The 25,097-nt window shown below is 67.4% G+C and carries 24 protein-coding genes; 11 read left to right on the top strand and 13 right to left on the bottom strand.

From position 1 onward, the window contains the following. Positions 1 to 2: 2 nt before the first annotated feature. Positions 3 to 1,301: a tryptophan--tRNA ligase gene (locus tag ASC87_RS16895; RefSeq protein WP_056664437.1), complete on the bottom strand. Its 1,299-nt coding sequence runs from the start codon at positions 1,299 to 1,301 to the stop codon at positions 3 to 5. Positions 1,302 to 1,377: 76 nt separating this feature from the next. On the opposite strand from ASC87_RS16895, the gene purN reads away from it, so the two are divergent. Next, entirely contained in the window at positions 1,378 to 2,010 is a 633-nt protein-coding gene (gene purN, locus ASC87_RS16890; protein ID WP_056664434.1) for a phosphoribosylglycinamide formyltransferase, read from the top strand. Here purN and ASC87_RS16885 read toward each other — a convergent pair. Further along, complete coding sequence (locus tag ASC87_RS16885) at positions 2,002 to 2,226, bottom strand: DUF1653 domain-containing protein (RefSeq protein WP_369820771.1); 225 nt, start codon at positions 2,224 to 2,226, stop codon at positions 2,002 to 2,004. The genes purN and ASC87_RS16885 overlap by 9 nt on opposite strands. A 39-nt stretch (positions 2,227 to 2,265) precedes the next feature. Here ASC87_RS16885 and ASC87_RS16880 point away from each other — a divergent pair, with 39 nt between their 5' ends. The 4 genes from ASC87_RS16880 to ASC87_RS16860 all read left to right on the top strand — a co-directional run bounded on the left by ASC87_RS16880 (position 2,266) and on the right by ASC87_RS16860 (position 7,108). Further along, a complete protein-coding gene (locus tag ASC87_RS16880) occupies positions 2,266 to 3,525 on the top strand; it encodes an RsmB/NOP family class I SAM-dependent RNA methyltransferase (RefSeq protein WP_056664428.1) in 1,260 nt (419 codons plus the stop codon). Between the two features lie 163 nt (positions 3,526 to 3,688). After that, positions 3,689 to 4,912: a fatty acid desaturase gene (locus ASC87_RS16875; RefSeq protein ID WP_056664425.1), complete on the top strand. Its 1,224-nt coding sequence runs from the start codon at positions 3,689 to 3,691 to the stop codon at positions 4,910 to 4,912. A gap of 577 nt (positions 4,913 to 5,489) precedes the next feature. Further along, positions 5,490 to 6,188, top strand: a complete 699-nt coding sequence (locus ASC87_RS16865; protein WP_235582193.1) for a hypothetical protein — start codon at positions 5,490 to 5,492, stop codon at positions 6,186 to 6,188. Beyond that, positions 6,167 to 7,108 (top strand): fatty acid desaturase family protein, encoded by a 942-nt coding sequence (locus ASC87_RS16860; protein WP_056664419.1) that lies wholly within the window; start codon positions 6,167 to 6,169, stop codon positions 7,106 to 7,108. Before ASC87_RS16865 ends, ASC87_RS16860 begins: the two co-directional genes overlap by 22 nt. 108 nt (positions 7,109 to 7,216) lie before the next feature. Here ASC87_RS16860 and xopF read toward each other — a convergent pair whose 3' ends face one another. From xopF to trxB, 5 genes are all read right to left on the bottom strand, one after another. Further along, on the bottom strand, positions 7,217 to 9,388 hold the full coding sequence (xopF, locus tag ASC87_RS16855) for a XopF/Hpa4 family type III secretion system effector (protein WP_157604089.1): 2,172 nt from the start codon (positions 9,386 to 9,388) through the stop codon (positions 7,217 to 7,219). Positions 9,389 to 9,406: 18 nt separating this feature from the next. Further along, entirely contained in the window at positions 9,407 to 9,892 is a 486-nt protein-coding gene (locus ASC87_RS16850) for a hypothetical protein (RefSeq protein WP_056664412.1), read from the bottom strand. Positions 9,893 to 10,049: 157 nt separating this feature from the next. Next, positions 10,050 to 10,217 (bottom strand): 50S ribosomal protein L33, encoded by a 168-nt coding sequence (gene rpmG, locus ASC87_RS16845; protein ID WP_056664409.1) that lies wholly within the window; start codon positions 10,215 to 10,217, stop codon positions 10,050 to 10,052. 14 nt (positions 10,218 to 10,231) lie between these two features. After that, on the bottom strand, positions 10,232 to 10,465 hold the full coding sequence (rpmB, locus tag ASC87_RS16840) for a 50S ribosomal protein L28 (protein WP_056664405.1): 234 nt from the start codon (positions 10,463 to 10,465) through the stop codon (positions 10,232 to 10,234). A gap of 222 nt (positions 10,466 to 10,687) precedes the next feature. Beyond that, entirely contained in the window at positions 10,688 to 11,650 is a 963-nt protein-coding gene (gene trxB / locus ASC87_RS16835) for a thioredoxin-disulfide reductase (protein ID WP_056664402.1), read from the bottom strand. A gap of 177 nt (positions 11,651 to 11,827) precedes the next feature. On the opposite strand from trxB, the gene ASC87_RS16830 reads away from it, so the two are divergent. The 5 genes from ASC87_RS16830 to ASC87_RS16810 all read left to right on the top strand — a co-directional run bounded on the left by ASC87_RS16830 (position 11,828) and on the right by ASC87_RS16810 (position 17,949). Further along, on the top strand, positions 11,828 to 12,493 hold the full coding sequence (locus tag ASC87_RS16830; RefSeq protein ID WP_056664399.1) for a Crp/Fnr family transcriptional regulator: 666 nt from the start codon (positions 11,828 to 11,830) through the stop codon (positions 12,491 to 12,493). 231 nt (positions 12,494 to 12,724) lie between these two features. Continuing rightward, complete coding sequence (locus tag ASC87_RS16825) at positions 12,725 to 15,109, top strand: DNA translocase FtsK (protein WP_056664395.1); 2,385 nt, start codon at positions 12,725 to 12,727, stop codon at positions 15,107 to 15,109. A 26-nt stretch (positions 15,110 to 15,135) separates the two neighbouring features. Continuing rightward, entirely contained in the window at positions 15,136 to 15,756 is a 621-nt protein-coding gene (gene lolA, locus ASC87_RS16820; RefSeq protein ID WP_200954381.1) for an outer membrane lipoprotein chaperone LolA, read from the top strand. Positions 15,757 to 15,763: 7 nt separating this feature from the next. Beyond that, on the top strand, positions 15,764 to 17,071 hold the full coding sequence (locus ASC87_RS16815) for a replication-associated recombination protein A (RefSeq protein WP_056664392.1): 1,308 nt from the start codon (positions 15,764 to 15,766) through the stop codon (positions 17,069 to 17,071). Between the two features lie 110 nt (positions 17,072 to 17,181). Next, positions 17,182 to 17,949, top strand: coding sequence for a carbonic anhydrase (locus tag ASC87_RS16810; protein ID WP_056664389.1), 768 nt, complete (start codon positions 17,182 to 17,184; stop codon positions 17,947 to 17,949). Positions 17,950 to 18,156: 207 nt separating this feature from the next. Here ASC87_RS16810 and ASC87_RS16805 read toward each other — a convergent pair whose 3' ends face one another. From ASC87_RS16805 to ASC87_RS16780, 6 genes are read right to left on the bottom strand one after another with little or no spacing between them, the layout of a single operon-like run. Next, positions 18,157 to 19,125: a phosphatidate cytidylyltransferase gene (locus ASC87_RS16805; protein WP_056664387.1), complete on the bottom strand. Its 969-nt coding sequence runs from the start codon at positions 19,123 to 19,125 to the stop codon at positions 18,157 to 18,159. After that, on the bottom strand, positions 19,122 to 19,775 hold the full coding sequence (locus tag ASC87_RS16800) for a 1-acyl-sn-glycerol-3-phosphate acyltransferase (RefSeq protein WP_056664384.1): 654 nt from the start codon (positions 19,773 to 19,775) through the stop codon (positions 19,122 to 19,124). Before ASC87_RS16800 ends, ASC87_RS16805 begins: the two co-directional genes overlap by 4 nt. A gap of 5 nt (positions 19,776 to 19,780) precedes the next feature. After that, positions 19,781 to 20,194 carry a hypothetical protein gene (locus tag ASC87_RS16795; protein ID WP_056664380.1) on the bottom strand — a complete coding sequence of 138 codons (414 nt, stop codon included), beginning with the start codon at positions 20,192 to 20,194 and terminating at the stop codon, positions 19,781 to 19,783. Continuing rightward, complete coding sequence (locus ASC87_RS16790; RefSeq protein WP_056664377.1) at positions 20,191 to 21,495, bottom strand: phosphatase PAP2/dual specificity phosphatase family protein; 1,305 nt, start codon at positions 21,493 to 21,495, stop codon at positions 20,191 to 20,193. The genes ASC87_RS16795 and ASC87_RS16790 overlap by 4 nt, the downstream gene beginning before the upstream one ends. Continuing rightward, positions 21,492 to 23,264, bottom strand: coding sequence for a bifunctional alpha/beta hydrolase/class I SAM-dependent methyltransferase (locus tag ASC87_RS16785; RefSeq protein WP_056664374.1), 1,773 nt, complete (start codon positions 23,262 to 23,264; stop codon positions 21,492 to 21,494). Before ASC87_RS16785 ends, ASC87_RS16790 begins: the two co-directional genes overlap by 4 nt. Beyond that, positions 23,261 to 23,866, bottom strand: coding sequence for a CDP-alcohol phosphatidyltransferase family protein (locus ASC87_RS16780; protein WP_056664371.1), 606 nt, complete (start codon positions 23,864 to 23,866; stop codon positions 23,261 to 23,263). The genes ASC87_RS16785 and ASC87_RS16780 overlap by 4 nt, the downstream gene beginning before the upstream one ends. A 307-nt stretch (positions 23,867 to 24,173) precedes the next feature. Here ASC87_RS16780 and ASC87_RS16775 point away from each other — a divergent pair, with 307 nt between their 5' ends. Beyond that, positions 24,174 to 25,097 carry a branched-chain amino acid ABC transporter permease gene (locus tag ASC87_RS16775; protein ID WP_056664368.1) on the top strand — a complete coding sequence of 308 codons (924 nt, stop codon included), beginning with the start codon at positions 24,174 to 24,176 and terminating at the stop codon, positions 25,095 to 25,097.

Genomic DNA, 25,097 nt, shown 5'->3' with positions numbered 1-25,097 from the left:
CGTCACGCCTGGGCCGCCATCAGGGCGGAGAGGGCGGCGTCCACCGCCGCGCGGTCGGCCACGAGGCGAACCGGTGCGTCGGCGAGGGCCGCGCTGCCTTCGGTCTTCAGGCGCTTGACCCACGCGCCGGCAGCCTTGCCCTCCGTGAGGCCGTCGCTCTGCAGCAGATCGGTGCCGTCGGCGTCGGCCAGCTTGAAGAAGAAGCGGCCGTCGGCTTCCCGGTACTGCTTGAACTCGGGCAGCTTGGCGTGGGCGGCCCGGGCTTCCTTTTTCTGCGACACCACCGCCACCATGGCGCGCAGGCCCACGGCTTGGCGCAACTCGTCGAGCAGCGGGCGCGCCACGGCGCGGGCCTTGCGTGCGCCTTCCTGCAACGCCGCTTCGACGCGCTCGGGGTGGGCCATCAGGTCGGCGTAGGTGGCACGCAGGGGGCCGATGTGCGATTCGATCAGCTCGACGGTGCGCTGCTTGGCGTCACCCCAGCCGAGGCCGGCCCGCAGGTCGGCCCGGAAGGCGTCGCGCTGGGCGGGGGTGGCGAACGCGTCGTGGATGGTCACGAGGCTGGTGCCGTCCGGGTCCTTCGGTTCGCCGGGCAGGCGCGAGTCGGTCACGATGCGGGCAACCGCGTCCTTCAGGCCCTTCGGGCCCCCTTCGAACAGCGGCACGGTGTTGTCATAGCTCTTCGACATCTTGCGGCCGTCGAGCCCGGGCAGCGTGGCCACGTCTTCTTCCACCTCGGCCTGCGGCAGCACGAAGAGTTCGCGGCCCTGGCCGTACAGGTGGTTGAACCGCTGGGCCACGTCGCGGGCCATCTCGATGTGCTGCACCTGGTCCTTGCCGACCGGCACGCGGTGGGCGTTGAACAGCAGGATGTCGGCCGCCATCAGGATGGGGTAGCTGTACAGGCCCATCGAGATGTCGGCGTCGATGTCCTTGCCGTCGGCCACGTTGGCGTCGGTGGCGGCCTTGTAGGCGTGGGCGCGGTTCATCTGGCCCTTGGCCGTGACACACGTGAGCAGCCACGTGAGTTCCGGGGTCTCGGGGATGTCGCTCTGGCGGTAGAACACCACGCGGTTGGTGTCGAGGCCCGCCGCGAGGAACGTGGCGGCGATCTCGAGCGTGGACCGGGCTACCCGCTCCGGGTCGTCGCACTTGATCAGCGCGTGGTAGTCCGCCATGAAAAAGAAGCTCTCGACACCGGGCGCCCGGCTGGCCGCGATGGCGGGCCGGATGGCCCCGACGTAGTTGCCGAGGTGCGGGGTGCCGGTGGTGGTGATGCCGGTGAGAACGCGTTCAGTCATGGCGTGGGGACGGTCGGTCACGGTGGAGCAGGGGAGTCGGGCATTGTACGGACCGGGCGCTACACTGCCGGCCGATATGAAGCGCATCGTGATCCTGATTTCCGGCCGCGGCTCCAACATGGAGGCCATCGTCGACGCCTGTGCCGCCGAGGGCTGGCCGGCCCACGTGGCCGCGGTGATCAGCAACCGGCCCGATGCCGCCGGGCTCGTGTTCGCGCAGGCACGGGGCATTGCCGCCGAGGTGGTGGACCACAAGGCCTACGCCGACCGCGACACGTTCGACACGGCGCTGGGCGACACGATCGACACGTTCGCCCCCGACGTGGTGGTGCTCGCCGGGTTCATGCGCATCCTGACCGACGGGTTCGTGAACCGGTTCAAGGGGAGGCTGGTCAACGTGCACCCGTCGCTGCTGCCGGCCTTCACGGGCCTGCACACCCACCGCCGCGCCATCGAGGCGGGCTGCAAGGTGGCCGGTGCCACGGTGCACTTCGTGACGGCGGAGCTGGACCATGGGCCGATCATTGCGCAGGCCACGGTGCCGGTCCTGCCCGCAGACACCGAGGCCACGCTGTCAGCGCGTGTACTGGTGCAGGAGCACCTGATGTACCCGCAGGCCGTGCGCTGGATCGTCGAGGGCGCGCTGACGGTGGATGCCGGCGGGGTGGTCACCCACGCCGGCGGGGTGTCGCAGCTGGTCTCAGGCTGAGATCCGTTCGAAGCGGGGGCGGCGCACGCCGTCGATCACCACGTCCCCGAAGAACATGGCGTGCGGCCGCACCCACCAGCCGGACTGGTCGTACAGCGTGCGGTACACCACCATCAGCTCCTCGGTTTCACTGTGGCGCGCGGCGCCCAGCACCTCGTATTCACCGCCCTTGTAGTGGCGGTATCGGCCCGGTGGGGTGGGGGGAAGGGAAGGCATTTCGGCGTCGCTCATGGCGGACAAGGATAATCGGGGTCTATGCATCCGAACGCCCTGCTTGAACTCGCCACCGATCTGCTGCACCAGGTGCTCCAGTTCCAGTCCCCCGCCGACCGCGTGGTCTCCGACTTTTTCCGCACCCACCGGGAGCTGGGTTCGCGCGAGCGCCACTCGCTCGCCGAAACCACCTACGGGGTGCTGCGGCAGCGCCTGCTGTTCCAGCACCTGGCCCAATCGGGCAAGGGCGAGATGGAACGGCGCCTCGTCCTGCTCGCCTGGCAAGGCAACGAGGGCTTCCTGCGTGCCGCGTTGTCCGAGCAGGAGCAGCAGTGGCTCGAGCAGGTCAAGGCGGTGAACCGCACCGCGCTCCCGGAAAAGCTGCGGCACAACCTGCCCGAATGGCTCGCCGAACCGCTGGCAGCGGCGCTCGGTGAGGACTTCTGGCCGCTGGTGGACAGTCTGAACCAGGCGGCACCGCTCGACCTGCGGGTCAACACGTTCAAGGCCAAGCGCGAGGACGTGCAGGCCGCCCTGAAGGCCGGCGGCATCGATGCCGAAATCACGCCCCATTCCCCCTGGGGCCTGCGCGTGCAGGGCAAACCCACGCTGAACAAGGTGGACGCGTTCAACCGCGGCGAGATCGAGGTGCAGGACGAAGGCAGCCAGCTGCTCGCGCTGCTGGCCGATGCCAAGCGCGGCGAGATGGTGGTCGACTTCTGCGCGGGCGCCGGCGGCAAGACGCTGGCTCTGGGCGCGTCGATGCGCAACACCGGGCGCCTCTACGCGTTCGACACCTCCGGCCACCGCCTCGCGGCGCTGAAGCCGCGCCTGGCCCGCAGCGGGCTGTCGAACGTCTACCCGATCCAGATCGCCCACGAGCGCGACGACCGCATCAAGCGGCTGGCCGGCAAGATCGACCGGGTGTTGGTCGATGCCCCCTGTTCGGGGCTCGGCACGCTGCGCCGCAACCCCGACATGAAATGGCGCCAGTCGCCGCAGTCCGTCGAGGAACTGAAGGTGAAGCAGGCTGCCATCCTGGCCAGCGCGGCGCGCCTGCTGAAGCCTGGCGGCCGCCTCGTGTACGCCACCTGCAGCCTGCTCGACGGCGAAAACGAGGGCATCGCCACGGCGTTTTCCGAGGCCCACGCCAAGGACTTCACCCCGCTGCCGGCCGTCCAGGCGCTGGAAAAGGCACACGCCGGAGACGCCGCGTCGCTGGTGCGCGGCGACTACCTTCGCCTTTGGCCGCACCGGCACGGCACCGACGGTTTCTTCGCCGCTGTGTGGGAACGTCGCTGAAAATCGGTCAAAAGTTTCGAACCATTGCGCTTGATTGCGCTCAAACTCGCGCCAGATCGGGTGAACTGACCCCCGGGAAACCCTTTGTTTTCGACGGATTGTCCCTCCTCCGGTCATTTACAATGGCCCACCCCGCCTGGTTTGGCGGTTCGAAAGAGTTTTGATGAACGAATTGTTGACCTTGAAGGACGCCTTGGTGGATTGGCTGGCACACGGCCTGATCCAGACCACGTGGTGGCAGATCGTGTTGATCACGCTCGCGCTCACCCACGTCACCATCGCGTCCGTCACGATCTTCCTGCACCGCTCGCAGGCGCACCGCTCGCTTGACCTGCACGCGGTGCCGGCGCACTTCTTCCGCTTCTGGCTCTGGGCCGCCACCGGCCAAGTCACGAAGGAGTGGGTGTCCATCCACCGCAAGCACCACGCCAAGTGCGAAACCGCTGACGACCCGCACAGCCCGTACACCCACGGCATCAAGACCGTGCTCACGCGCGGTGCCGAGCTGTACCGTGCGGAAGCCAAGGTCCAGGAAACCAAGGACAAGTTCGGTCACGGCACGCCCGACGACTGGATCGAGCGCAACCTCTACAGCCGCTACACGTGGCAGGGTGTGGGCCTGATGCTGATCGTCGACCTGGCCCTCTTCGGCGCCGCCGGCCTCACCGTGTGGGCCGTCCAGATGGCCTGGATCCCCATCACCGCCGCCGGCATCATCAACGGCCTTGGCCACTGGTGGGGTTACCGCAACTTCGAGGCGCCGGACGGCAGCACGAACCTGACCCCGTGGGGCATCATCATTGGTGGTGAAGAGCTTCACAACAACCACCACACGTACCCCACGTCGGCCAAGTTCTCCATCAAGCCGTACGAATTCGACATCAGCTGGGGCTACATCCGCGCCATGGAAATGGTGGGCCTGGCCAAGGTCCGCAAGACCGCGCCGGTGCTGCGCACGGGCGCCATCAAGCCGGTCGCCGATTCCAAGACGCTCGAAGCCGTCATCGCCAACCGCTACGAAGTCATGGCCACCTACGCGCGCAACCTGCGCGTGGCCTGTGCCGCCGAAATCAAGCGCCTGAAGGCTGACGGCGCGGCCAGTGCGGCCACCCTGTCGAACATGCAACTGGCCCAGCGCTGGCTGCACCGCGACGAGGACAAGATCCCTGCGCACCTCAAGGCCCAGGTGGCCAGCGCCATGGCGCAGACCCCGGCCCTCGAGAAGCTCGTCGCCATGCGCGAGGAACTGCGCCAACTGTGGACCCGCACCAACGTGTCGGCCGAGCAACTCGTGATCGACCTGCAGGCCTGGTGCCGCAAGGCCGAGGAGAGTGGCATTGCCGCCCTTCACGAGTTTTCGCTGAAGCTGAAGGCCGCCCACGCGTGAGACTGGGCCCCCCAGTCGGCTAGCGCCTCCTGCCCCCAGGGGGCGACCCCGGGTCGGCCGGCAAAGCCGGTCCTCGCGGGTGGCTTGATGGGGCGCTTCGCTTCGCTTGCTTGAGCCCGCCTTGTGCGGGCTTTTTTGTGGGTGGTTGATGCCCCCAGGGGCGACCCCGGGTCGGCCGGCAAAACCGGTCCTCGCGGGTGGCTTGATGGGGCGCATCGCTTCGCTTGCTTGAGCCCGCCTTGTGCGGGCTTCTTTGTGGGTGGTTGATGCCCCCAGGGGGCGACCCCGGGTCGGCCGGCAAAGCCGGTCCTCGCGGGTGGCTTGATGGAGCGCATCGCTTCGCTTGCCTGAGCCCGCCTTGTGCGGGCTTTTTGGCTTCGTCATGCGCCGGTTTCATTGCGGTGTCACGGGCTCCGGGCACTCTGGCGGGTTCCTGAACTCGTCAAGTCTTGGCATGCATTTCCTGTCCCTCGTGCGCCAGCGCTACTGCGTGGGCGATGGCCCCCGTGGCGATGCGCATCGGACCTCCTTGGCTGTTGCTGACCACCCATGGGCAGGCCCGCGTGTCGGTGGCCGCGTGGCGCCGCAGCCCGCTGTCGTGGTCCGCTTTCTTCGGCAGGGCGATCTGCCCGCCCTGCTTGAACTTGAACATGCGGTGTGGGAGCCGCATCAGGCGGCCAGTGCGGGTGACATGGGCGCCCGCATTTCGCGTCACCCGCAACTGGCGATCGGTGCGTTCTGCCCACGCACTGGCAGGGCCCTGGCATCGCTGTTCGCGAAACCCGCGCACGCCGAGGCGATCAAGCGGGCCGGCAGTTGGCAGGAGTGCGTCAACGGCAGCGGTCCCGCGAAGCGGGAGCCTACCTCGGCGTTGTTCGGCATCAGCCTGAGCAGCACCAGCGCCGAGGCTGCGAAGGCCATCTTCGGGTTCTTCTGGCCCCATGCGCTCAAGAATGGCTGGCGCGAGATGTACCTGGGTTCACCCGTGCCGGGTTTGCGTGACTGGGTGCGCGACAACCCGGGGCGGCATGCCGAGGACTATGTGTTCACCTACCGCAAGGGGCAGCCCCGCGATCCGCAGTTGCGCTACTACTTCCAGAAAGGTTTCCGAAAGGTCATCGCCGTGCGGCGTGACTACTTTCCGCATGCGGCGTCGCTGAACTACGGCGTCATCCTGGGCGGCAAGATCCCGTTGTCGGCCTTGTCACCGTTGTGGAGGCTGCTGCCTCTCTCATGGCTTCAAGGGATGAAGAAGTGGCTGTTCGTCCTGCACTGAAGATCGAGCGCGAACTTCTCCGGCACCTCGGCCGGCCGGTGCCGCTTCGGCTGATGCGCCAGGTGCTGATCGAATGGGCCTGGATCGTGGGCGCCATCTTGATGGCCGTGCACGTGGGCCAGGCCTGGGCCACTGTTCCGGCCATCCTGTTCATCGGCACCCGCCAGCATGCCTTGCTGACGCTGATGCACGAGTTCGCGCACCGGCAGTTCAGCCGCACGCGGCCCGCATGGAACGACAGCCTGGGAGACGTGTTCACGGCCTTGCCTTTCCTGATCACCATCCACGGGTACAGGCGCGACCACTTCCAGCACCATCGGGCGACTTCCACGGCTTTGGACCCCAACTGGACGTCGTCCCTCCGGCGGGCGCGCTATCGGTTTCCGCGGTCGCGCGCCGGCATGGCGTGGCTGTTGCTTCTCCACCTTCTGGGCGTCTATGCGATCCAGGACATCAAGGCCTATCTGTTCGATGCCAAGATGAGCGTGGACACCCCGCGCGCCACGCAGCTTCGCCAGGCTGTCTTCGCCTTGCTGGTGGTGGGCGCGGCCAGCGTGTTGGATGGGTGGGCCGTGATCGGGCTCTATTGGTTCGTGCCGATGTTCACGTCGCTGATGGCGCTGCTCTACCTGCGTGACGTGGGCGAGCATCACGCGATGCCGCGGCCCGGGTTGGAGGCGTCGCGCACGACACTCACCGGGTGGTTCGAAGGCTTCTTCATCGCGCCCAACGCCGTGGGCTTCCACGCTGAACACCACCTCTACCCAGCGGTGCCGTTTTGCCGGCTGCGCGAGCTGCATGGCCTGTTGCGCCAGCAACCGGGCCATGCCGACCATGCGGTGCTGACCCATGGCTACTGTCGAGGGCTCTTGACCGAGGTGGCGCAGTCGCCATCTCTTTCCGGCATCGACCAAGCCTGAACGAATTGCCGGACCGGCGATTGTGCGCCGGTGTGATGCCGGGGCTGCATCGCGCCGGCCCCGGGGGGCGCAGGGGACATTGTCCTTGTCAGGTTTGACATGGGCGGGTCATCGGCTGCGGTCTGCGCTGTCGTCCGACGTGCTCGCCGAGGGGCTCCAGCGCTGCCGTTGCGCCTCGTGCTGCTCGGTCGCCTCGATCGCGGTGTTCAACGCCTGGAGCAAGCTGGCGTGGGCCTGGCGCACGTCGGGGTCGCTGCCGATGGCCGCACGCTTGAGGTCGCGCTTGGCAGCCTTGAGTTGCGTCAGGTCGATGCCTTGATCCGTCTCGCCCGGAGGGGCCAAGGCTTCGGAGATGGCCGGCATCACCGCTGCAAGCGCGCTGTCGGACTGCCGGGCCACTGACCGGTGCAGGTCGGCGAGCAAATTGGGCAGGGCGCGTCTCGCTGTCCCCGCGGCCACCAGCAGGCTTTGCTGCGATTGGGCGCGATGGCGGTCCAGATCGGCGGAGAGGCCATAGCTGTCGGCTTTCATGAAGTCCTTGGCAGCGTTCCAGGTGAAATCGTTCATCGTGCTCTGGACGAACTGCTGCAGCAGGTAAGCGCCGGAATCAGGCGCTTCACCCGGCAGCGGTTCGGAACTGCCCCCGCGCAGGAGGGTGCCGAACAGCGGGCCGGTCCCCAGGGCGGTGATGCTCGCCGTTGCACTGGAGAGCGCCGTGCGCAGGATGTCCTTGGCCTGGCCCCCGATCTCGTTCCACGAGCGGCGCGGATTGAAGGTTTGCATGAGGAGGTCGCCCGCTTCACGGGCCGTCCCAGCCATGAACTGCGGAAGGTGTTTGGCGTCAGACCACGTGGCGGCCGGCGCGTTGGGGTCCGGCTGTTGGATGGCAAAGAGGTTGGCCCGTTGCGTGCCGCCCATCAGGTTGTCGACCTCGGTCTGCGCGACGACAGGCAAGGCTTTGGTCATGCCGAGCGTGAACTTGCTCACGGCGCCAGCGCTGGCCGAGGCCAGCACGGAACCGGCGAAAAGTGGCAGCGGTTCGGTCAGTGCCGCTGAGTTGGAAACGGCACGCCGCACCACATTGAAGGCGCCTGCCATGCCGGGTTGGAACCATGCGGCCAGTCCTTTGCCGTCGAGGTTCTGCTGCCACCTCGCCAGGGCTTCGCGCTGGGATGTCGCGCGGTTCTTCAGTTCCGTCATCGTCGGCCCGTCGGAAGTGTCGCTGGTGTCCGAGGCGGGCCGCCAGTATTGCTTGGTGCTTTGCACGGTGCCGTCCACGATGACGTTCACGATGCGCAACTGGACCGGAGCGGGGTCCGGCACCAGGGCCTTCAGATCGACCGCCTTGAGCCCCGGGAAGTTGGCGAGCTTCGCGCGCCGGTCCATCGCCTGGAGTACCCAGGCGTCAACCGCGTAGGCGGCGGTGCCGCCGATGCTGCCGCCGACGCTGGCCGCGTCGAGTTGAAAGGTCAGTTCACCGACGGCATGGCCGGCCGGACTGGTGCGGGGCCCCAGCGCTGCGACGATGGCGTTGCTCACCGGTGAACGCGAGGCCGAAGAAATGAACTGACGGCCCCCTTCGTACAGCGCGGGGAGCACGGCATCCTTCAGCGGGGCTTTCATGTCCTCGCTCAGCGTGTAGGCCGCCCCCGCTCCGAACTGGTCCTGGCGCGCTTGCAACACCCCGACGGCCCAGTCGATGTACTCCGCTTCCATCGCCTCTTGCTCTTCCAGTTCCTCCGCTGACCCCACATCCGCGAAATGCCGGGGCAGTGCCGCCACGATTGTGTCGCGCGGCGACACGTCGGGAATGTCGATCACCACCGAATGTTCGGAGACCATCGATCGGCCCGTCTGTTCGGAGGCCGTCGATTGGGGTGCCGTCACGAAGGAGTCAGAGCGCTCGCTCATCCCCAGCAAGCTCCGCTCCGGCGTGTGAGGCGCCTCCCTGTGCGACCGCGCTGAGCCGTGACGGCGTGTTGAGCCGAGATGGGCGGGAGGAGTGTCCTCTGTCGGCATGTCGATGCCGAGGCTGCCAGGCGATGCGATCGGGACCGAGGGTGAGCGCTGCAACGGCTGGCGGGGTGCCATCGTCGAGGCCCCGCTCGAGCTCGCGGCCTGACTGTCGGCACGGCTGTGAAGCGGACGCGGGGGCAGGCCATCCGCCGGCCTCGTTGATTGCGACGAGCCGGCGGTAGCGGCCGGCTGGGTCCTGGCCGTGTCGCTCGGTGTCGGCGCCACCGGCAGGCCGCCACCGGAGGATAGGCGAATGGAGGGCATGGGAGTGCTCCGCGGCGATCAGTGCTGAACGGCTGGTGGTGCGTCGACCGAGTCGTCTCGTAGCAAGCTCTGCATCACCGCGATGCCGACGCCGTTGGCCAGGTCGAGTGCCGTGGCCGCGTCATAAGGGCTGTCGATCCAGGTCATGCAGCTGAGCTGCAGCAGGCCTTCGGGTGACACGCCGAGGTGCCAACCGAATTCGCTCAGCACCGCACCCTGCACGAGCAGCAGCCGCTCGACCTGGGGCCCCATGAGTTCCGCGGCGGAGATCGGCAACAAGGCTTCCGGCAGCACCGCGGCTTCACCGTGATGCAGGTGCAGGCGGCACGCCAGGCCCGCTGGACCGGTGAAGAATCGCGGCGGGACCAGGGCCTCACCATCGGACGGTGGCAGGCCCAGGTGTGTCGCCAACTGCGACAGGAAGTCGATCTGTGCCGACGTCATCTTGGGCTGCGGGGTGACGGCCGCATTGGCTCGTCCGGCAAAAATGGGGGCCTGGTTCATGGGAAGCCTCACTACGGGAAGGGCTTCAGCTTAGGTCTGTCGGGAAATGGTGAGGGGTTGCGATGCGCAATCAATGCGGAAACTGCGAAGCCCCCAGACGACAAAAAACCCGCCGGGCTTGCGCCGGGCGGGTTCCTGGTGAAACCGGAGTTGCGGGTTACCGCAGCTTCGTTTCCTTGTACATCACGTGCTTGCGAGCCTTCGGATCGAACTTCATGATTTCGATCTTTTCGGGCGTGGTCTTCTTGTTCTTGTCGGTCGTGTAGAAGTGACCGGTGCCAGCCGACGACTCGAGCTTGATTTTTTCGCGTCCACCTTTTGCCATGATCTGCTCCTAGTTCAGAGTTCGCCGCGGGCGCGCAGGTCAGCGACGACCTGTTCGATGCCCACCTTGTCGATCAGGCGCAGCGCAGCATTCGAAATGCGCAGACGCACCCAACGGTTTTCGGTTTCCAGCCAGAACCGGCGGTAATGCAGGTTGGGCAGGAAACGACGCTTGGTCTTGTTGTTGGCGTGGGAAACATTGTTTCCCACCATCGGGCGCTTACCCGTGACTTGACAGACGCGTGCCATGACGCTTCTCCGTTGTATCTCGTTTCAGGCATAGCGCCTAGAGCAAGAGAGCAGCGTCATCGACTCTGACTCACTTGGTGGGCGCCCTTCGAAGGTCGGGCCGATCGAACCAGCAGGGGATTTGACACCCTCACTGGCCCGCAACATCCGAACCGTTTTCGGCAAAGACGCTGATTATAGACTGCTTTTTGAGGCCGAGCCAAGCCCGGCTCCACAAACGTCTCAAACAGCCCCGGCTTGTTCCAGGAAACGCTGGGCGTCGAGGGCGGCCATGCACCCCGTGCCGGCGCTGGTGATGGCCTGGCGGTACACATGGTCCTGCACGTCGCCGGCGGCGAAGACGCCCGGCACGGTGGTCATCGTGGCAAAGCCGTTCAGGCCGCTGCGCGTGACGATGTAGCCGTCCTTCATCTCGATCTGGCCCTTGAAGATGTCCGTGTTGGGCTGGTGGCCGATGGCGATGAAACAACCCTTGAGCGTCAGGTCCTTCGTGCTGCCGTCCACCGTGCTCTTCAGGCGCACGCCGGTGACACCGCTCTGGTCGCCCAGCACCTCGTCGAGCGTGTTGAACACGTGCAGCTGCATCTTGCCGGCGGCGACCTTGTCGTTGAGCTTGTCGACGAGGATGGCTTCGGCGCGGAACTTGTCGCGGCGGTGGATCAGGTGCACCTTGGACGCGATGTTCGACAGGTAGAGCGCTTCCTCGACGGCGGTGTTGCCCCCACCCACCACGCACACTTCCTGGTCGCGGTAGAAGAAGCCGTCGCACGTGGCGCAGCCGCTGACACCCCGGCCCATGAAGGCTTCCTCGGACGGCAGGCCGATGTACTTGGCACTGGCGCCGGTGGCGATGACCAGCGCGTCGCAGGTGTAGGTGCCCGAGTCGCCCTTGAGCGTGAACGGGCGCTTCGAGAAGTCGACCTGGTTGATGTGGTCGAACACGATCTCGGTCTTGAACCGCTCGGCGTGTTCCAGGAATCGCTGCATCAGCTCGGGACCTTGCACGCCCATGACGTCTGCGGGCCAGTTGTCGACCTCGGTGGTGGTCATCAGCTGGCCGCCCTGGGCGATGCCGGTGACCAGCATGGGCTTGAGGTTGGCGCGGGCAGCGTAGATGGCGGCGGTGTAGCCGGCGGGGCCCGAGCCGAGGATGAGGACTTGGGCGTGCTTCGTGATGGTGCTCATGGCGTTGTGAGGGGTCTGCGGCTGAAAAGATTCCGGCCGGAAGTTTGACATGGGGTGGAAACCCGTTGGCGTCAATTCGTGTAATGGTGACAATACGCAAAATTTTGGCGAGCGTTAAGTTTTCACGCTTGTCTCCGATACCCTGACAGGCAGACCGACAAAGAAGGAGTGATTTCAATGGCCATGTTGTCCAACTTGGACTTGATCCGGCGTGTGCCGCTGTTTTCGCTGCTGACGAACGAGCAGGCGACAGCCATCGCCGACAGCGTGGTGAAGCGCCGGTTCCGGCGCGGCGAGATCGTCGTGGAACACGGCAAGAAGTCGAATGCCCTGTTCATCCTGCTCACCGGGCGCGCCCGCGTGCTCACGTCCGACTCGCGCGGCCGCGAGGTCATCCTCGCCGTGCTGCACCCGGGGCACTACGTGGGCGAGATGAGCCTGATCGACAACGAACCCCATTCGGCCACGGTGCGCGCCGAAGTCCAGACCGACATGCTGATCCTCGGCCGCGCCGAGTTCGCCCGCTGCCTTCCGGAGAACTCCAGCCTGTCGTACGCCATCATGCGCGGCCTCGTGCAGCGCCTGCGCAGCGCCGACCGCCAGATCGAATCCCTGGCCCTGCTCGACGTGTATGGCCGGGTGGCCCGCTCGCTGCTCGACATGGCCGAGGACGACGGTGACGTCAAGATCATCCGCAACAAGGTCTCCCGCCAGGACCTGGCCAAGATCGTCGGGGCCTCCCGCGAGATGGTCAGCCGGGTCATGAAGGACCTGGAGGATCGGGGCATGGTCGAGACGCAGGAGAACGGCTCGGTCATCATCAAAGAACGCCTGACTGGATAAGGCCCCCCAGTCGCTTCGCTCCTGCCCCCAGGGGGCGCCCCGGGTCGCCCGGGGGACCCGGGCTCGCGGGTGGCTTGATCGTTCGCCTCGCTTCGCTTGCTCTCCTGGCGCTCGCGGGTCGGGGCGTTGCTTGCTTCGCATCGCTCGTCCCTCGACTTCGGCCTCGTCATCCCGGCGACCGCTGCACTTGCTTGCAGCCCGGGGGCGTGGGATACGCCACAATCGGGGGTTATGACATTCCCGCTTGGATCGCTGCAGGCTGAAGGTGGTCCGGCCGCGCCTTCGAAGGGCTCCGGCTCGAAATCCTCCAGCCGCAAGGCCGCGAAGGCCGCTCCGCCACCGGCCGCGCCCGTTTCGGTCGCCTCGTTGCGCACGCAGGTCGCGGTGATCGTGGGCGGGGTGCTGTGGCTGCTGGCACTGCTGGCGCTGGCCACGCACCACGCGGGCGATGCCGCGTTTTCCACCTCCGGCAGCAACGCGCTGCCGCTCAACAAGGTGGGGGCCCTCGGCGCCTGGTTCTCCGACCTCGCGCTCGTGCTGCTGGGCTACTCGGTCTGGTGGACGCTGCTCGTGTCGCTGCGGGTGTGGCTCGGTTCGCTCGCGCGGCTGCTGCGCGGCGCCGAACACGCCGACCATGCGCCGCCCGCGCAACCGCGCTGGTGGTTCTGGGCCGGGGTGGCGCTGCTGCTTTGTTCCAGTACCGCGCTCGAATGGACACGGCTCTACCAGTGGGAACCCAGCCTGGCCGGCGCCCACGCGGGCGGCATCGTGGGGTACCTGCTGGGCCCGCTGAGCATGAAGCTGCTGGGGTTCGCCGGCTCCGGCGTGCTGTGGATCACCTGCCTCGTGGCGGGCGTGGCGCTCGCCTTCCGCTTCTCATGGTTGCACCTGGCCGAGAACATCGGCGCCTGGGTGGAGTCGTTGCGCGAGAAACGTGTCGAACGCATCGAGCGCGCCGAAGACCATCGCCTGGGCGAACAGGCCCTGCGTGAACGCGAGCTGGTGGTCGAGGTGGAGCACCAGCTCCACGAGGAACACGCGCCCATCGTGATCGAGGCCCCGGTCATCGACGTGCCCAAGTCGGAGCGGGTCGTCAAGGAACGCCAGAAGCCGCTGTTCACCGAACTGGCCGACACCAAGCTCCCGCAGGTCGACCTGCTGGATGCGGCGCCCGCGCGCATGGAGTCGGTCACGCCCGAGACGCTCGAGATGACGTCGCGGCTCATCGAGAAGAAGCTCAAGGACTTCGGCGTCGAAGTGCGGGTGGTGGCGGCGTCGCCCGGCCCGGTCATCACACGCTACGAGATCGAACCGGCCACCGGCGTGAAGGGCTCGCAGATCGTGGGCCTCGCGAAGGACCTGGCGCGGTCGTTGAGCCTCATCAGCATCCGCGTGGTCGAGGTGATCCCGGGCAAGAACTACATGGCGCTGGAGCTGCCCAACGCGCGGCGCCAGATGATCCGGCTGTCCGAGATCCTGGGCTCCGCCGTGTACAACGACGCCTCGTCGCAGCTCACGATGGGCCTCGGCAAGGACATCGTGGGCGCCCCCATCGTGGCCGACCTCGCCAAGATGCCGCACTGCCTGGTGGCAGGCACCACCGGCTCGGGCAAGTCGGTGGGCATCAACGCGATGATCCTGAGCCTGTTGTACAAGGCCGAGGCCCGCGACGTCCGCCTGATCCTGATCGACCCGAAGATGCTCGAGATGAGCGTCTACGAAGGCATCCCGCACCTGCTGGCGCCCGTGGTCACCGACATGAAACAGGCGTCCAACGCGCTCAACTGGTGTGTTGGCGAAATGGAACGCCGTTACAAGCTGATGAGCAAGCTTGGTGTTCGGAACCTGGCCGGCTACAACAAGAAGATCGCCGAGGCCGCCGAGCGGGGCGAACACCTCCCGAACCCGTTCAGCCTCACCCCCGAGCAGCCCGAACCGCTCGACCGCCTGCCGTTCATCGTGGTGGTGATCGACGAACTCGCCGACCTGATGATGGTGGTGGGCAAGAAGATCGAGGAACTGATCGCCCGCCTCGCGCAGAAGGCGCGGGCCGCCGGCATCCACCTGATCCTCGCCACCCAGCGCCCGAGCGTGGACGTCATCACCGGCCTGATCAAGGCCAACATCCCCACGCGCCTGAGCTTCCAGGTGAGCAGCAAGATCGACAGCCGCACCATCCTCGACCAGATGGGCGCCGAGGCGCTGCTCGGCATGGGTGACATGCTCTACATGCCGTCTGGCACCGGCTTGCCCATCCGTGTGCACGGCGCGTTCGTCAGCGACGAGGAAGTGCACCGCGTGGTGGACTACCTGAAGGTGCAGGGCGGCGAGCCGAACTACATCGAGGGCATCCTCGAGGGCGGTGTGCTCGAAGGCGGCGCCGACGGCGAGATGCCGGTGGGCGAGGGCGGTGGCGAGGCCGATGCCATGTACGATCAGGCCGTGGCCGTCGTGCTGCAGCACCGCCGGGCGTCCATCTCGCTCGTGCAGCGCCACCTGCGCATCGGCTACAACCGCGCCGCCCGCCTGCTGGAACAAATGGAGAAATCCGGACTCGTATCCAGCATGGCCACCAACGGCAACCGCGACCTCATCGTTCCCAAGCGCGACGAATGAGGGCACCTGCACCGCCCCCACACCGCATGAATCACACTGTCCTGAAGACCCTCGCCGCCGCCGGCCTGTTGATGGCCGCCATGGCTGCCCGGGCCGACGCCGTCGACACCCTGCGGGAATTCGTCCGCGACGTGAAGTCCGGCAAGGCCGCGTTTTCGCAAGTGGTCACGTCGCCCGACGGCAAGAAGAAAAAGACGTCGAGCGGCGATTTCGAGTTCCAGCGGCCCAACCGCTTCCGTTTCGCGTACATGAAACCCTTCGAGCAGGCCATCGTGGCCGACGGCCAGAAGGTCTGGATCTACGACAACGACCTGAACCAGGCCAGCTCGCGCAAGATGTCCGATGCCATCGGTGCCACGCCGGCCGCGCTGCTGGCCGGTGGCAGCCTCGAGAAGGACTTCTCGCTGAAGGCGCAGGCCGACCGTGACGGCCTGTCGTGGGTACAGGCCTTGCCGAAGGCGAAGGACGGGCAGTTCCAGTCCATCCAGATCGGCTTCAGGGGCAAGCAGCTGGCCGCGGTCGAGATCGTCGACAGCTTCGGGCAGCGCTCGGCCCTCGCGTTCTCCGACCTGCAAGCCAACGTGACCATCGACCCCGAGCGCTTCCGCTTCACGCCGCCGCCCGGCGCCGACGTGCTGGAACAGTAACCCGCACATGCCCGATCTCTTCGAGTCCGCACCCGCGGCCCCGCTCGCCGAGGCGTTGCGCCCCGCGAACCTCGACGAGGTCATCGGCCAGTCGCACCTGATCGGGCCGGGCAAGCCGCTGCGGCTCGCGTTCGAGTCCGGCAAGCCGCACTCGATGATCCTGTGGGGCCCGCCCGGCGTGGGCAAGACCACCCTCGCGCGACTCACGGCCAGCGCCTTCGGGTATGAGTTCATCGCGTTGTCCGCGGTGTTCTCGGGGGTGAAGGACATCCGCGCCTCGATGGAACAGGCCGAGCACCACCTCGCGCTCGGCAAGAAGACCATCCTGTTCGTCGACGAAATCCACCGCTTCAACAAGAGCCAGCAGGACGGCCTGCTGCCATTTGTCGAATCGGGCCTCGTGACGTTCGTGGGCGCTACCACCGAAAACCCGTCGTTCGAGGTCAACTCCGCCTTGTTGTCGCGGGCACAGGTGTACGTGTTGCAGGCGTTGAGCGACGACGAGCTCAAGCAACTCGTGGAACGGGCCCGCGAGACGGTGCTCACGCACCTGCGTTTCGACGCGGGCGCCATCGACACCCTGGTGGGGTACGCCGACGGTGACGCCCGGCGGTTGCTGAACCTGCTGGAGCAGACCGGCACCGCGGCGCGGGTGGCGAAGGTGGACGTGATCGACGGCGCCTTCCTGCAGAACGCGCTCACGCTCAACGCTCGCCGGTTCGACAAGGGCGGCGACAACTTCTACGACCAGATCTCGGCGCTGCACAAGTCGGTGCGGGGCTCCAACCCGGATGCCGCGCTGTACTGGCTCACCCGCATGCTCGATGGCGGCGCCGACGCCAAGTACCTGTCGCGCCGCATCGTGCGAATGGCCTGGGAAGACATCGGCCTGGCCGACCCGCGTGCCATGCAGCTCGCCAACGACGCGGCCACCACGTACGAACGCCTCGGGTCACCCGAGGGTGAGCTGGCGCTGGCCCAGGCCGTGATCTACCTCGCCATCGCCCCGAAGAGCAACGCGGGTTACAACGCCTACAACGCCGCGCGGGCCTTCATCAAGCGCGACAAGTCCCGCGAGGTGCCCATCCACCTGCGCAACGCGCCCACGAAGCTGATGAAGGAACTGGGCCACGGCAAGGCGTACCGCTACGCCCACGACGAACCCGAGGCCTACGCCGCCGGCGAAACGTACCTGCCCGACGGCATGCCCGAGCCGGGCTGGTACCAGCCCGTGCCCCGCGGCCTCGAGGTCAAGATTGCCGACAAGCTGGCGCACCTGCGAGCGCTCGACGAGGCGGCCGGCCGGGACGACTGACCCGTCCCGGGGCAGCAACATTGGCGACATTGGGATACGGTATAAGTGCAGTCGGAACCGTTTTTACCGGCCGATGGCCGGGGCGGGCCCTCTGCTGATTGTTCAAACCCATGTTCGTCCTCCATCGCCTCCACGTTGCCGCGGCTGCGGCGCTTCTTGCCCTGACGTCCTTGTCCGCTGGCGCGGCCGAGACACCGCGACCCGCCCATTGGGAGTACCGCGGTGCCCGCGGCGTGGCCCACTGGGCTCAGCTCGACCACGGCTTCGAGACCTGCGGCATTGGCCACCGCCAGTCACCCATCGACATCCAGCACGCCACCCCGGCGCCGTTGCCGGCACTGGAGTTCGGCTACACGGCCGTGTCGCCGTCCATCGTCAACAACGGGCATACAGTCCAGGTCAACGTGCCCGCCGGCCAGTTCCTCACGGTGGCAGGCAAACGGCTCGAACTGTTGCAGTTCCACTTCCACACGCCGAGTGAAGAGCGGATGAAAGGCAAGGAGAGCGCGATGGTGGCGCACTTCGTGCACCGGGACGAGAAGGGCCACCTCGGCGTGGTGGCCGTGCTGCTCGAACCCGGCAGCAAGGGCTCTGCCTTCGACACGGTGCTGGACCACCTGCCGCGCCTTGCCGGCGAGACCTTGACCGTGGCCGACCTGAAGCTCGACCTGCAGGCGCTGCTGCCGAAGGACCACGGCTACTACGACTTCGAAGGGTCCCTCACGACCCCGCCGTGCAGCGAAGGCGTCCACTGGATGGTGATGCGCCAGCCCGTCAAGGTGACCGCGAAGCACATCCAGGCCTTCCGCGCCGTGTACGCCCACAACGCCCGCCCGGTGCAGCCGCTGAATGGCCGTGAGGTCAAGGTGTCGCAGTAGTCAGCGAGCGCGCTTCGGTCCCGGCTTTCGCCGGGATGACAAGAGTGGGAGGGCGAGCGACGCGCAGCGAGCAACGCCCCGAACCGCGAACGCCAGGCAGGCGAGCGAAGCAAAGCCGCAGATCAAGCTACCGCCGAGCCCGGGTCCCCCGGGCGACCGCGGGCTCCCCCATGGGGGGACCGGCGCGAAGCGCCGTCGGGGGCTCCATCAAGGCGTCCACCAGTAGCGCACGACGTGGAAGAACATGGGGGCTGCGAACACCACCGAATCGAGGCGGTCCAGCATGCCCCCGTGTCCCTCGATCATCGTGCCCCAGTCCTTCACGCCCCGGTCGCGCTTGATGGCCGACATGACGAGCCCGCCGAGGAACCCCATCAGGCAGATGGCCAGCGACACGAGCGCGGCCTGCCACGGCGAAAACGGTGTGCACCAGTAGAGGCTCGCGCCCAGCAGCGTGGCCGACGCGATGCCGCCCACGAGGCCGCCCACGGTCTTCGAGGGTGACAGCTGCGGCGCCACCTTGCGTTTGCCGATCAGCTTGCCCCACACGTACTGCAGCACGTCGCTGCCCTGCACCACCATGATCAGGTAGGCGATCAGCAGCAGGTTGCGGCCCTCGTAGCCGGGGATGTCGAGGGTGAGCAGCGCGGGCAGGTGGGACAGGCAGAACACGCAGATCATCAGCCCCCATTGCATCTTCGCGGTGCGCTCGAGGAAGCGGTTGGTGTCGCCGCCGAAGCTCGCGAGGATGGGCATCACCAGGAACACGTGGACCGGGATGAAGATGGAGTACAGCCCGTACCATTCGATCCAGATCAGGTAGTACTGCAGCGGCAGCGCCACGTAGAACATCAGGGCGAGCACCAGGTGGTCGGCCGTGCGGGTGTAGGTGAGGGTCACGTATTCGCGCAACGCCGCGAACGACATGAACAGGAACAGCAGGATCACGCCGGTCTTGCCGAACACGAACGAGAAACTCACCAGCAGCACCATCACCCACCAGGCCTTGATGCGGCTGTTGAGGTTGTCGATGACGCTGTGGGCTCCGCCGTGGGCCACGCGCCACTTCAGCGTGCCGCCGATGACCGAGGCCACCACCAGCACGCCGAGCACCGCGAGGAACAGCCACTCGGTCTGCTGGTGGAATGGCGCGTTCTGGGCCGGGGAGTAGCTCATGCTTCGATGCTTTCTTGCGGGCGGAGTGCGAGCACGGCGGCTTCGGCGCGCTTGAGGAAGTCGGCCTTGTCTTCGTCCGTGCCCACCGCGAGCGGCGCGCCGTAGCTGACGCTGCACACCATGGGCACGGGCAGCCACTGGCCTTTCGGGATCACGCGGCGGATGTTGTCGATCCACACCGGCACCAGCTCCACGCCGGGGCACCGCTTGCCCAGGTGGAACAGGCCGCTCTTGAACGGCAGCAGCGGCGCGTCGGTGGTGTTGCGGGTGCCTTCGGGGAAGATGATCAAGGACTCGCCGCGGTCGAGCGCACCGGCCATCAGGTCCACCGGGGACGGTTCGCCGGGCTGCGGCTGCCGGTCGATCAGCAGGGCGTTGAACACGTTGCGGCCGATGAAGCGGCGCAGCGCGGATGCCAGCCAGTAGTCCTGCCCTGCGACCGGCCGCGTGGCGCGGCGCAGCGTGGCGGGCAGGGTGGTCCAGATCAGCACGAAGTCACCGTGGCTGCCGTGGTTGCCGAAGTAGATGCGCTGGGCCGGGGTGGGCAGCGAGCCGCGCCACAGGGGGCGCACGCCGGTCAGTGCGCGCGCGAAGAACATGATCAGTTCGCCGACGGCCACGCCGGGCAGGCGCTTGAAGAGGGATGTCATTCGGTTCAGACCCAGGCAAGGATGGCGAGCAGGGCGATCAGCACGACCGTGACGGTGTGCAAGCGGTGGAGGCGGCGTGCGCCGGCGATGCGGGGTGCCAGCGGCCGTCCGGCCTTGGCGGCGGGCACGGACAGCACCTGTTTCAGGCCGGCATCGAGGTCGTCGAGCGTGGCCAGCGACCCCACGGCCAGCCGGTCGAACAAGCGGGCGTCGAGCGCCACGCGCACGGCCAGGTACCGCTCGGCGACGGCCAGTGGCACGAGCAGCACGATGGGATGGGGTGCCCCGCCGGTGGCGAGGCCGGCCAGCGCCGCGGCCACGGCGAGCCAGGCCACGAGCGACAGGGCCGGCGCCGTGCCCAGCCAGTCGGCGCAGACGGCACACGCGGCGCGGTCGGACGGGGACAGCGGGGCGGTCATGGGGTGCTGCGGGCCTCGGCCACGGCCCGTTCGATCACTCCGATGAGGATGGGCTTGAGCACCACCTGCGGGCGCGCCTGGCGCAGCAGTGCCACCGCCTCGTCCACGGTGGAACAGTGGCCGTACACACACAGCCACGTGGCCACCACCGCCGAGCTGCGCGAGAACCCGAGCGCGCAGCTCACGAGCACCGGTCCCTTGTTCGCGGCGATCTCGACGGACCGGGCGGCGTTCAGCAAGTGCTCGGGGCTGGGTTCAGTGAGGTCGAGCCAGCCGTGCGACCGGGCACCCGGGTGGTGGAAACCCAGTTCGGCCGTCACGTCCACCACGTGGTCGAAGCGGTGGTGGTCGCCGTCCCACGGCAGCGGCAGGCGGCCCAGCCAGACGTCGCGGTCACCCACCTTGGCGCTGCGCGGCAGGCCCAGTGTCCAGGCCCGGGCATTGAGCCACGCGCCCACACGGTAGGGCCAGAAAAGCAGCCGCGCCGCGATGCTGTGGTGGCCGTTGACCCGCTTCTGGAAACCCTGCTCGCCGAGTGCGGCGTAGCACAGCGCCACGAGCGTGAGCGACGCGGCGGGCCAGTAGAACCACCACCAGGCACGGCCGAGGCCCGCGACGAGCACACACGCGAACGCACCGACGGCGTAGTACAGCGCGATGCGCCGGCGCTGCGCCGAGACGGACCATTCCCACACGGGGCGTTCGCCGTCGAGCGGCCACAGCCACAGGCACAGCGAACCGGCCAGCAAGCCCGTGGGGATGTCGATGAAGTGGTGCTGGAACGTGGTGAGCACGGAGACGCCGATCAGCGCGCTCCACACGTGCAGCACACCCTTCCAGGCGCCGTGCAGGCGCTGGCGGTAGAAATCCCAGAGGATCAGCAGCAGCACGATGTGCAGCGACGGGGCCTGGTTGTACGGCAGGTCGAAGCCGGCGAGGGCGTCGAACAGCTGGCCGGCCCAGCCGTCCACGTGCGGGCGCGGCGTGGAGAACTTCAGCGGGAACAGCAGGAAACACGCGACGCAGAGCAGCTGCGCGGTCAGCAGCCGCAGGCCGTGCCGGCGCAGTTCAAGCCGCGTGGTGCAGATCAGCAGCGAGAGACCGTAGAAGATGTCGATGGACCAGTACGGCAGGATCGTCCAGGGCCACAGCGGGATGTGCCGTTCCCAGTCGAACACGATGCTGGGCACCACGGCCGCGCTGGCGGCGTGGTGGTTCGCAAAGCCGTACGACAGGAAAAAGAGCGGCCCGAGGACAAGCAGCCAGACCAGCCCCGGCTTCCACAGCGGCGGCAGCTTCATCGCGGCTCGCGCACCGCCATCGAGACGGTGAAGATGCCCCATTCGTCGACACGCTGCGTCACCTTGCGGAACCCGGCGGCGGCCACCAGCTGGTCCATCTCCTGCTGCGTGCGACGGCGCATCACCCAGGCCGCGCCTTCGCGGTGGCTGGTGAGGGCGCGGGCGATCAGCTCGAGCTGCGGGTGCCACGGCTGGCCGGTGTAGACCAGGCACGCGCCGGTGGGCATGGCTTGCGCCAGGCCGCCGAGCGAACGCTCGAGCAGCGCGTTGTCGGGGAACAGTTCGTACAGGCCGGACACCACCCCCACCGTGGGCGTGGGCTGGGCCTTGGCGAGGCTCGAGCGGTCGAAGGCGTCGGCCTTCTCGAACGTGGCGATGTCCTGCAGGCCGCGGCTCACGATCAGCGTGGCGCCGTCGCGTACGTTGATGTCGCTGTAGTCGCGCAGGCGCACCGATTGCGGCCGGATGGGGCTCAGGCCCACGGCGTCGAGCACGTAGCGGCCGTGGCCGGCGGCGATGTCGATCAGGTTGAGTGGCAGGCCGTTGTCGCGGGCCGTGTTCATGGCGAGCTGCAGCAGTTCCTCGACGTGCAGCTTGCGCTGGCGGATGCCGCGCCAGCCGATCGACTGCAGGTAGGTGCCGTCGATCAGGCGGCCGACGGGGCCGGCGCCCTGCGGTGTGTTGCGGTACACGTAGTCGAGCGTGCTGCCGGAATCGAAGCCGGTGTCGCGGCCGATCTGCAGGCCCTTCGACAGCGGCGCCGACCACTTCAGGCTGGCCCGCGTGATGGCCCAGTACAGGCCGCGCGGGCTGTACGGAGACAGCGGCTTCGAGAGTTCCTGGGCCTCGTCGAACGTGAAGCCGCGCTGGTGGGCGTCACGCACGTCCGGCACGTGGACCGCCGCGGCGAAGCGCTGTTCGATGAAGGTGCGGATCTGGCGCACGGGGGCCGCGCGGTCGCGTTCGCCGAGGGTGTCGTGGTAGAAGCCCGGCAGCACGTGGCGTTCCTTGATGGAGCTGCTCAGCCGCTTGAAGAACTGGTGCTGCGGTTTCGCATGCACCACCCAGTCGGCACCCGAGATCATCAGCTGCGTGGGCACCGTGATGGCGCCCGCGTCGGCCACCACCCGCTCGGCGGCGTCGTACAGGCCCAGCAAGATGTTCGACGCGATGGGGCGGGTGATCAGCGGGTCGGTGCCGTAGCTCGCGATGCGTTCGGGATCGTGCGTGAGGAACTTCGCCTTCACGTAGCTGTTGACGAAAAACTGGCCGCGCAGCGCCTGCATCAGCTTGATGCCGGAGCGGGCGAACGGCACGTACAGCTTCACCTTGAACGCCGGCGAGGCGAGGGTCATGCCTCGCAGGCGGGGCGCGTAGTCGTGGACCCAGGTGGACACGAGCACCGCGCCCACGCTCTGGGCGATCACGTAGGTGTCCTCGGGCTTGACCTGGTGGTCGGCCTCGAGGTGCTTCGTGAACGTCTGGATGTCGCGCACCGACGTGCCGAAGCTCGGGCTGTAGCCTCGCTCGCCCGGCGACCGGCCGTGGCCGCGGGCGTCCCACGCGAAGAAGTCGAAGCCCGGCAGGTCGAGTTCGTCGACCAGGTGTGCCATGCGGCCCGCGTGTTCGTGGCCGCGGTGGAACAGCACGATGGCGCCGCGGCGGGGCCCCTGGGTGGCGGGCCAGTGGCGGTAGAAGAGCTCGACGCCGTCGTGGGTGGTGAAACGGAGTTCGTTCAGCGGGCGGCGCGTCAGCGCGGGAGCGGTCATCGGATTTCCTGCAGGCCCTTGCGCACTCGCTGGGCCACGGTGAAGGCGGTCAACCCGACCGCCAGGGGAATCAGCCAGCCAACCCAGGCCGGCAAGGGGTGCCACAACGCAACGGCGAGGCCGAGGGTGCCGATCAGCACCGCGCGGTCGCTCTTGCCGAACGGGCCGTCGTAGCGGCGGCTGGCGCCCACGGTCTGGCCGAGGATGCCGGCCATCTCCGACAGCGCGGCCACCAGGACGAGGACGCCGATCCACAGCGGATCGAAGGGCACGAGGCGGGCGAACGGCAAATATAGGGCGGCATCGGAAATGACGTCGGTCAGTTCGTTCAGGTAGGCGCCGAGGTTCGAGCGCTGGCCGAACTCGCGCGCCAGCATGCCGTCGAGGGCATTGAGGGCCATGCGCACGAAGAACCACAGCGGCACCAGCGCGAATGCGGCCGGTGCCGGCGCGAGGTACAGGCCCACGCCGAGGGCCACCGACAGGACGCAGGCGGACAGGGTGACCTGGTTGGCCGTGACACCCGCACGGAACAAGGCTCCGGCCGCGGGCCGCAGCAGCCGCTGGAAGGCGGGTTTGAGCTCGTAAATCGAAAGCGCCATCGTATCGGCCCTGCGCTGCGCGGTGTCGAACCGCGGCAGGGAACCGGTCTCCCTGGAAAGTGGTGCCCGGAGAATACCCGGGTTCACTCGGTGGACAGGTCCTCCCTAAGAGGGGAGCATCGCATTGTTCCATTGGGATGAGGGGTGAAGGCTGCAAGACAGAGTCACCCCGGAGCAGCCACTAGAATTCGCCGCCACGGAAGGCATGCAGGAGCCGCGCGCTGCCATGGCAGTGTTTTTGCTACAGCTTGCAATCGCCTTTGGGGCCACGAGCCCCCCACACGAATCGCAGGAAAACATACAGTCGATGGACACCTTCATTCAACAGATGATCAACGGGCTCGTGCTCGGAAGCGTCTATGCCCTGATCGCCCTGGGTTACACCATGGTGTACGGGGTGATCAACCTGATCAACTTCGCCCACGGGGAGGTCCTGATGGTGGGGGCCATCACCGCCTGGACCGTCGTCACCGCACTCTCCGGCCTCGGCTGGCCGGGCTGGGTGCTCATGCTGATCGCCTTGCTCGCGGCCATGGTCGTGTGCGCCGTGCTCAACTTCCTCATCGAGAAGCTGGCCTACCGGCCGCTGCGCAGCGCCCCGCGCCTGGCGCCGCTCATCACCGCCATGGGCATGTCGCTGCTGCTGCAGACCCTCGCGATGATCATCTGGAAGCCCAGCCCGAAACCGTTTCCAATCCTGCTGAATGCCGAGCTTTACCACATCGGCGGCGCGGTGATCAACACCGTGCAGATCCTGATCCTGGTGCTCACCGTGGTCACGCTGCTCGGCCTGATGTTCCTCGTCAACAAGACGCGCATCGGCCGGGCCATGCGCGCCACTGCTGAAAACCCGAAGGCGGCCGCCCTGATGGGCGTGAACCCCGATACCGTGATTTCCTTCACGTTCATCGTGGGGGCCGTGCTCGCGGCGCTCGCCGGGGTCATGTACGCCGCCAACCTGGGCACCGTGCAGCACACGATGGGTTTCCTGCCGGGCCTCAAGGCCTTCACCGCGGCCGTGTTCGGCGGCATCGGCAACCTGGCCGGCGCCATGGTGGGCGGCGTGCTGCTCGGGGTCATCGAGGCCTTGGCCGCGGGGTACAGCGGCATCCTCACCAACGGCGTGATCGGCAGCGACTACAAGGACGTCACCGCCTTCATCGTGCTGATCCTCGTGCTGACCTTGCGGCCGCAGGGCCTGCTGGGCGAACGTGTCGCGGACCGAGCCTGA

The organism is Rhizobacter sp. Root1221 (assembly GCF_001425785.1).
Taxonomy (GTDB): Bacteria; Pseudomonadota; Gammaproteobacteria; order Burkholderiales; family Burkholderiaceae_C; genus Rhizobacter.
The sequence above is the reverse complement of the archived record's forward strand: the minus strand, read 5'-3'. Positions and strand labels throughout refer to the sequence as shown.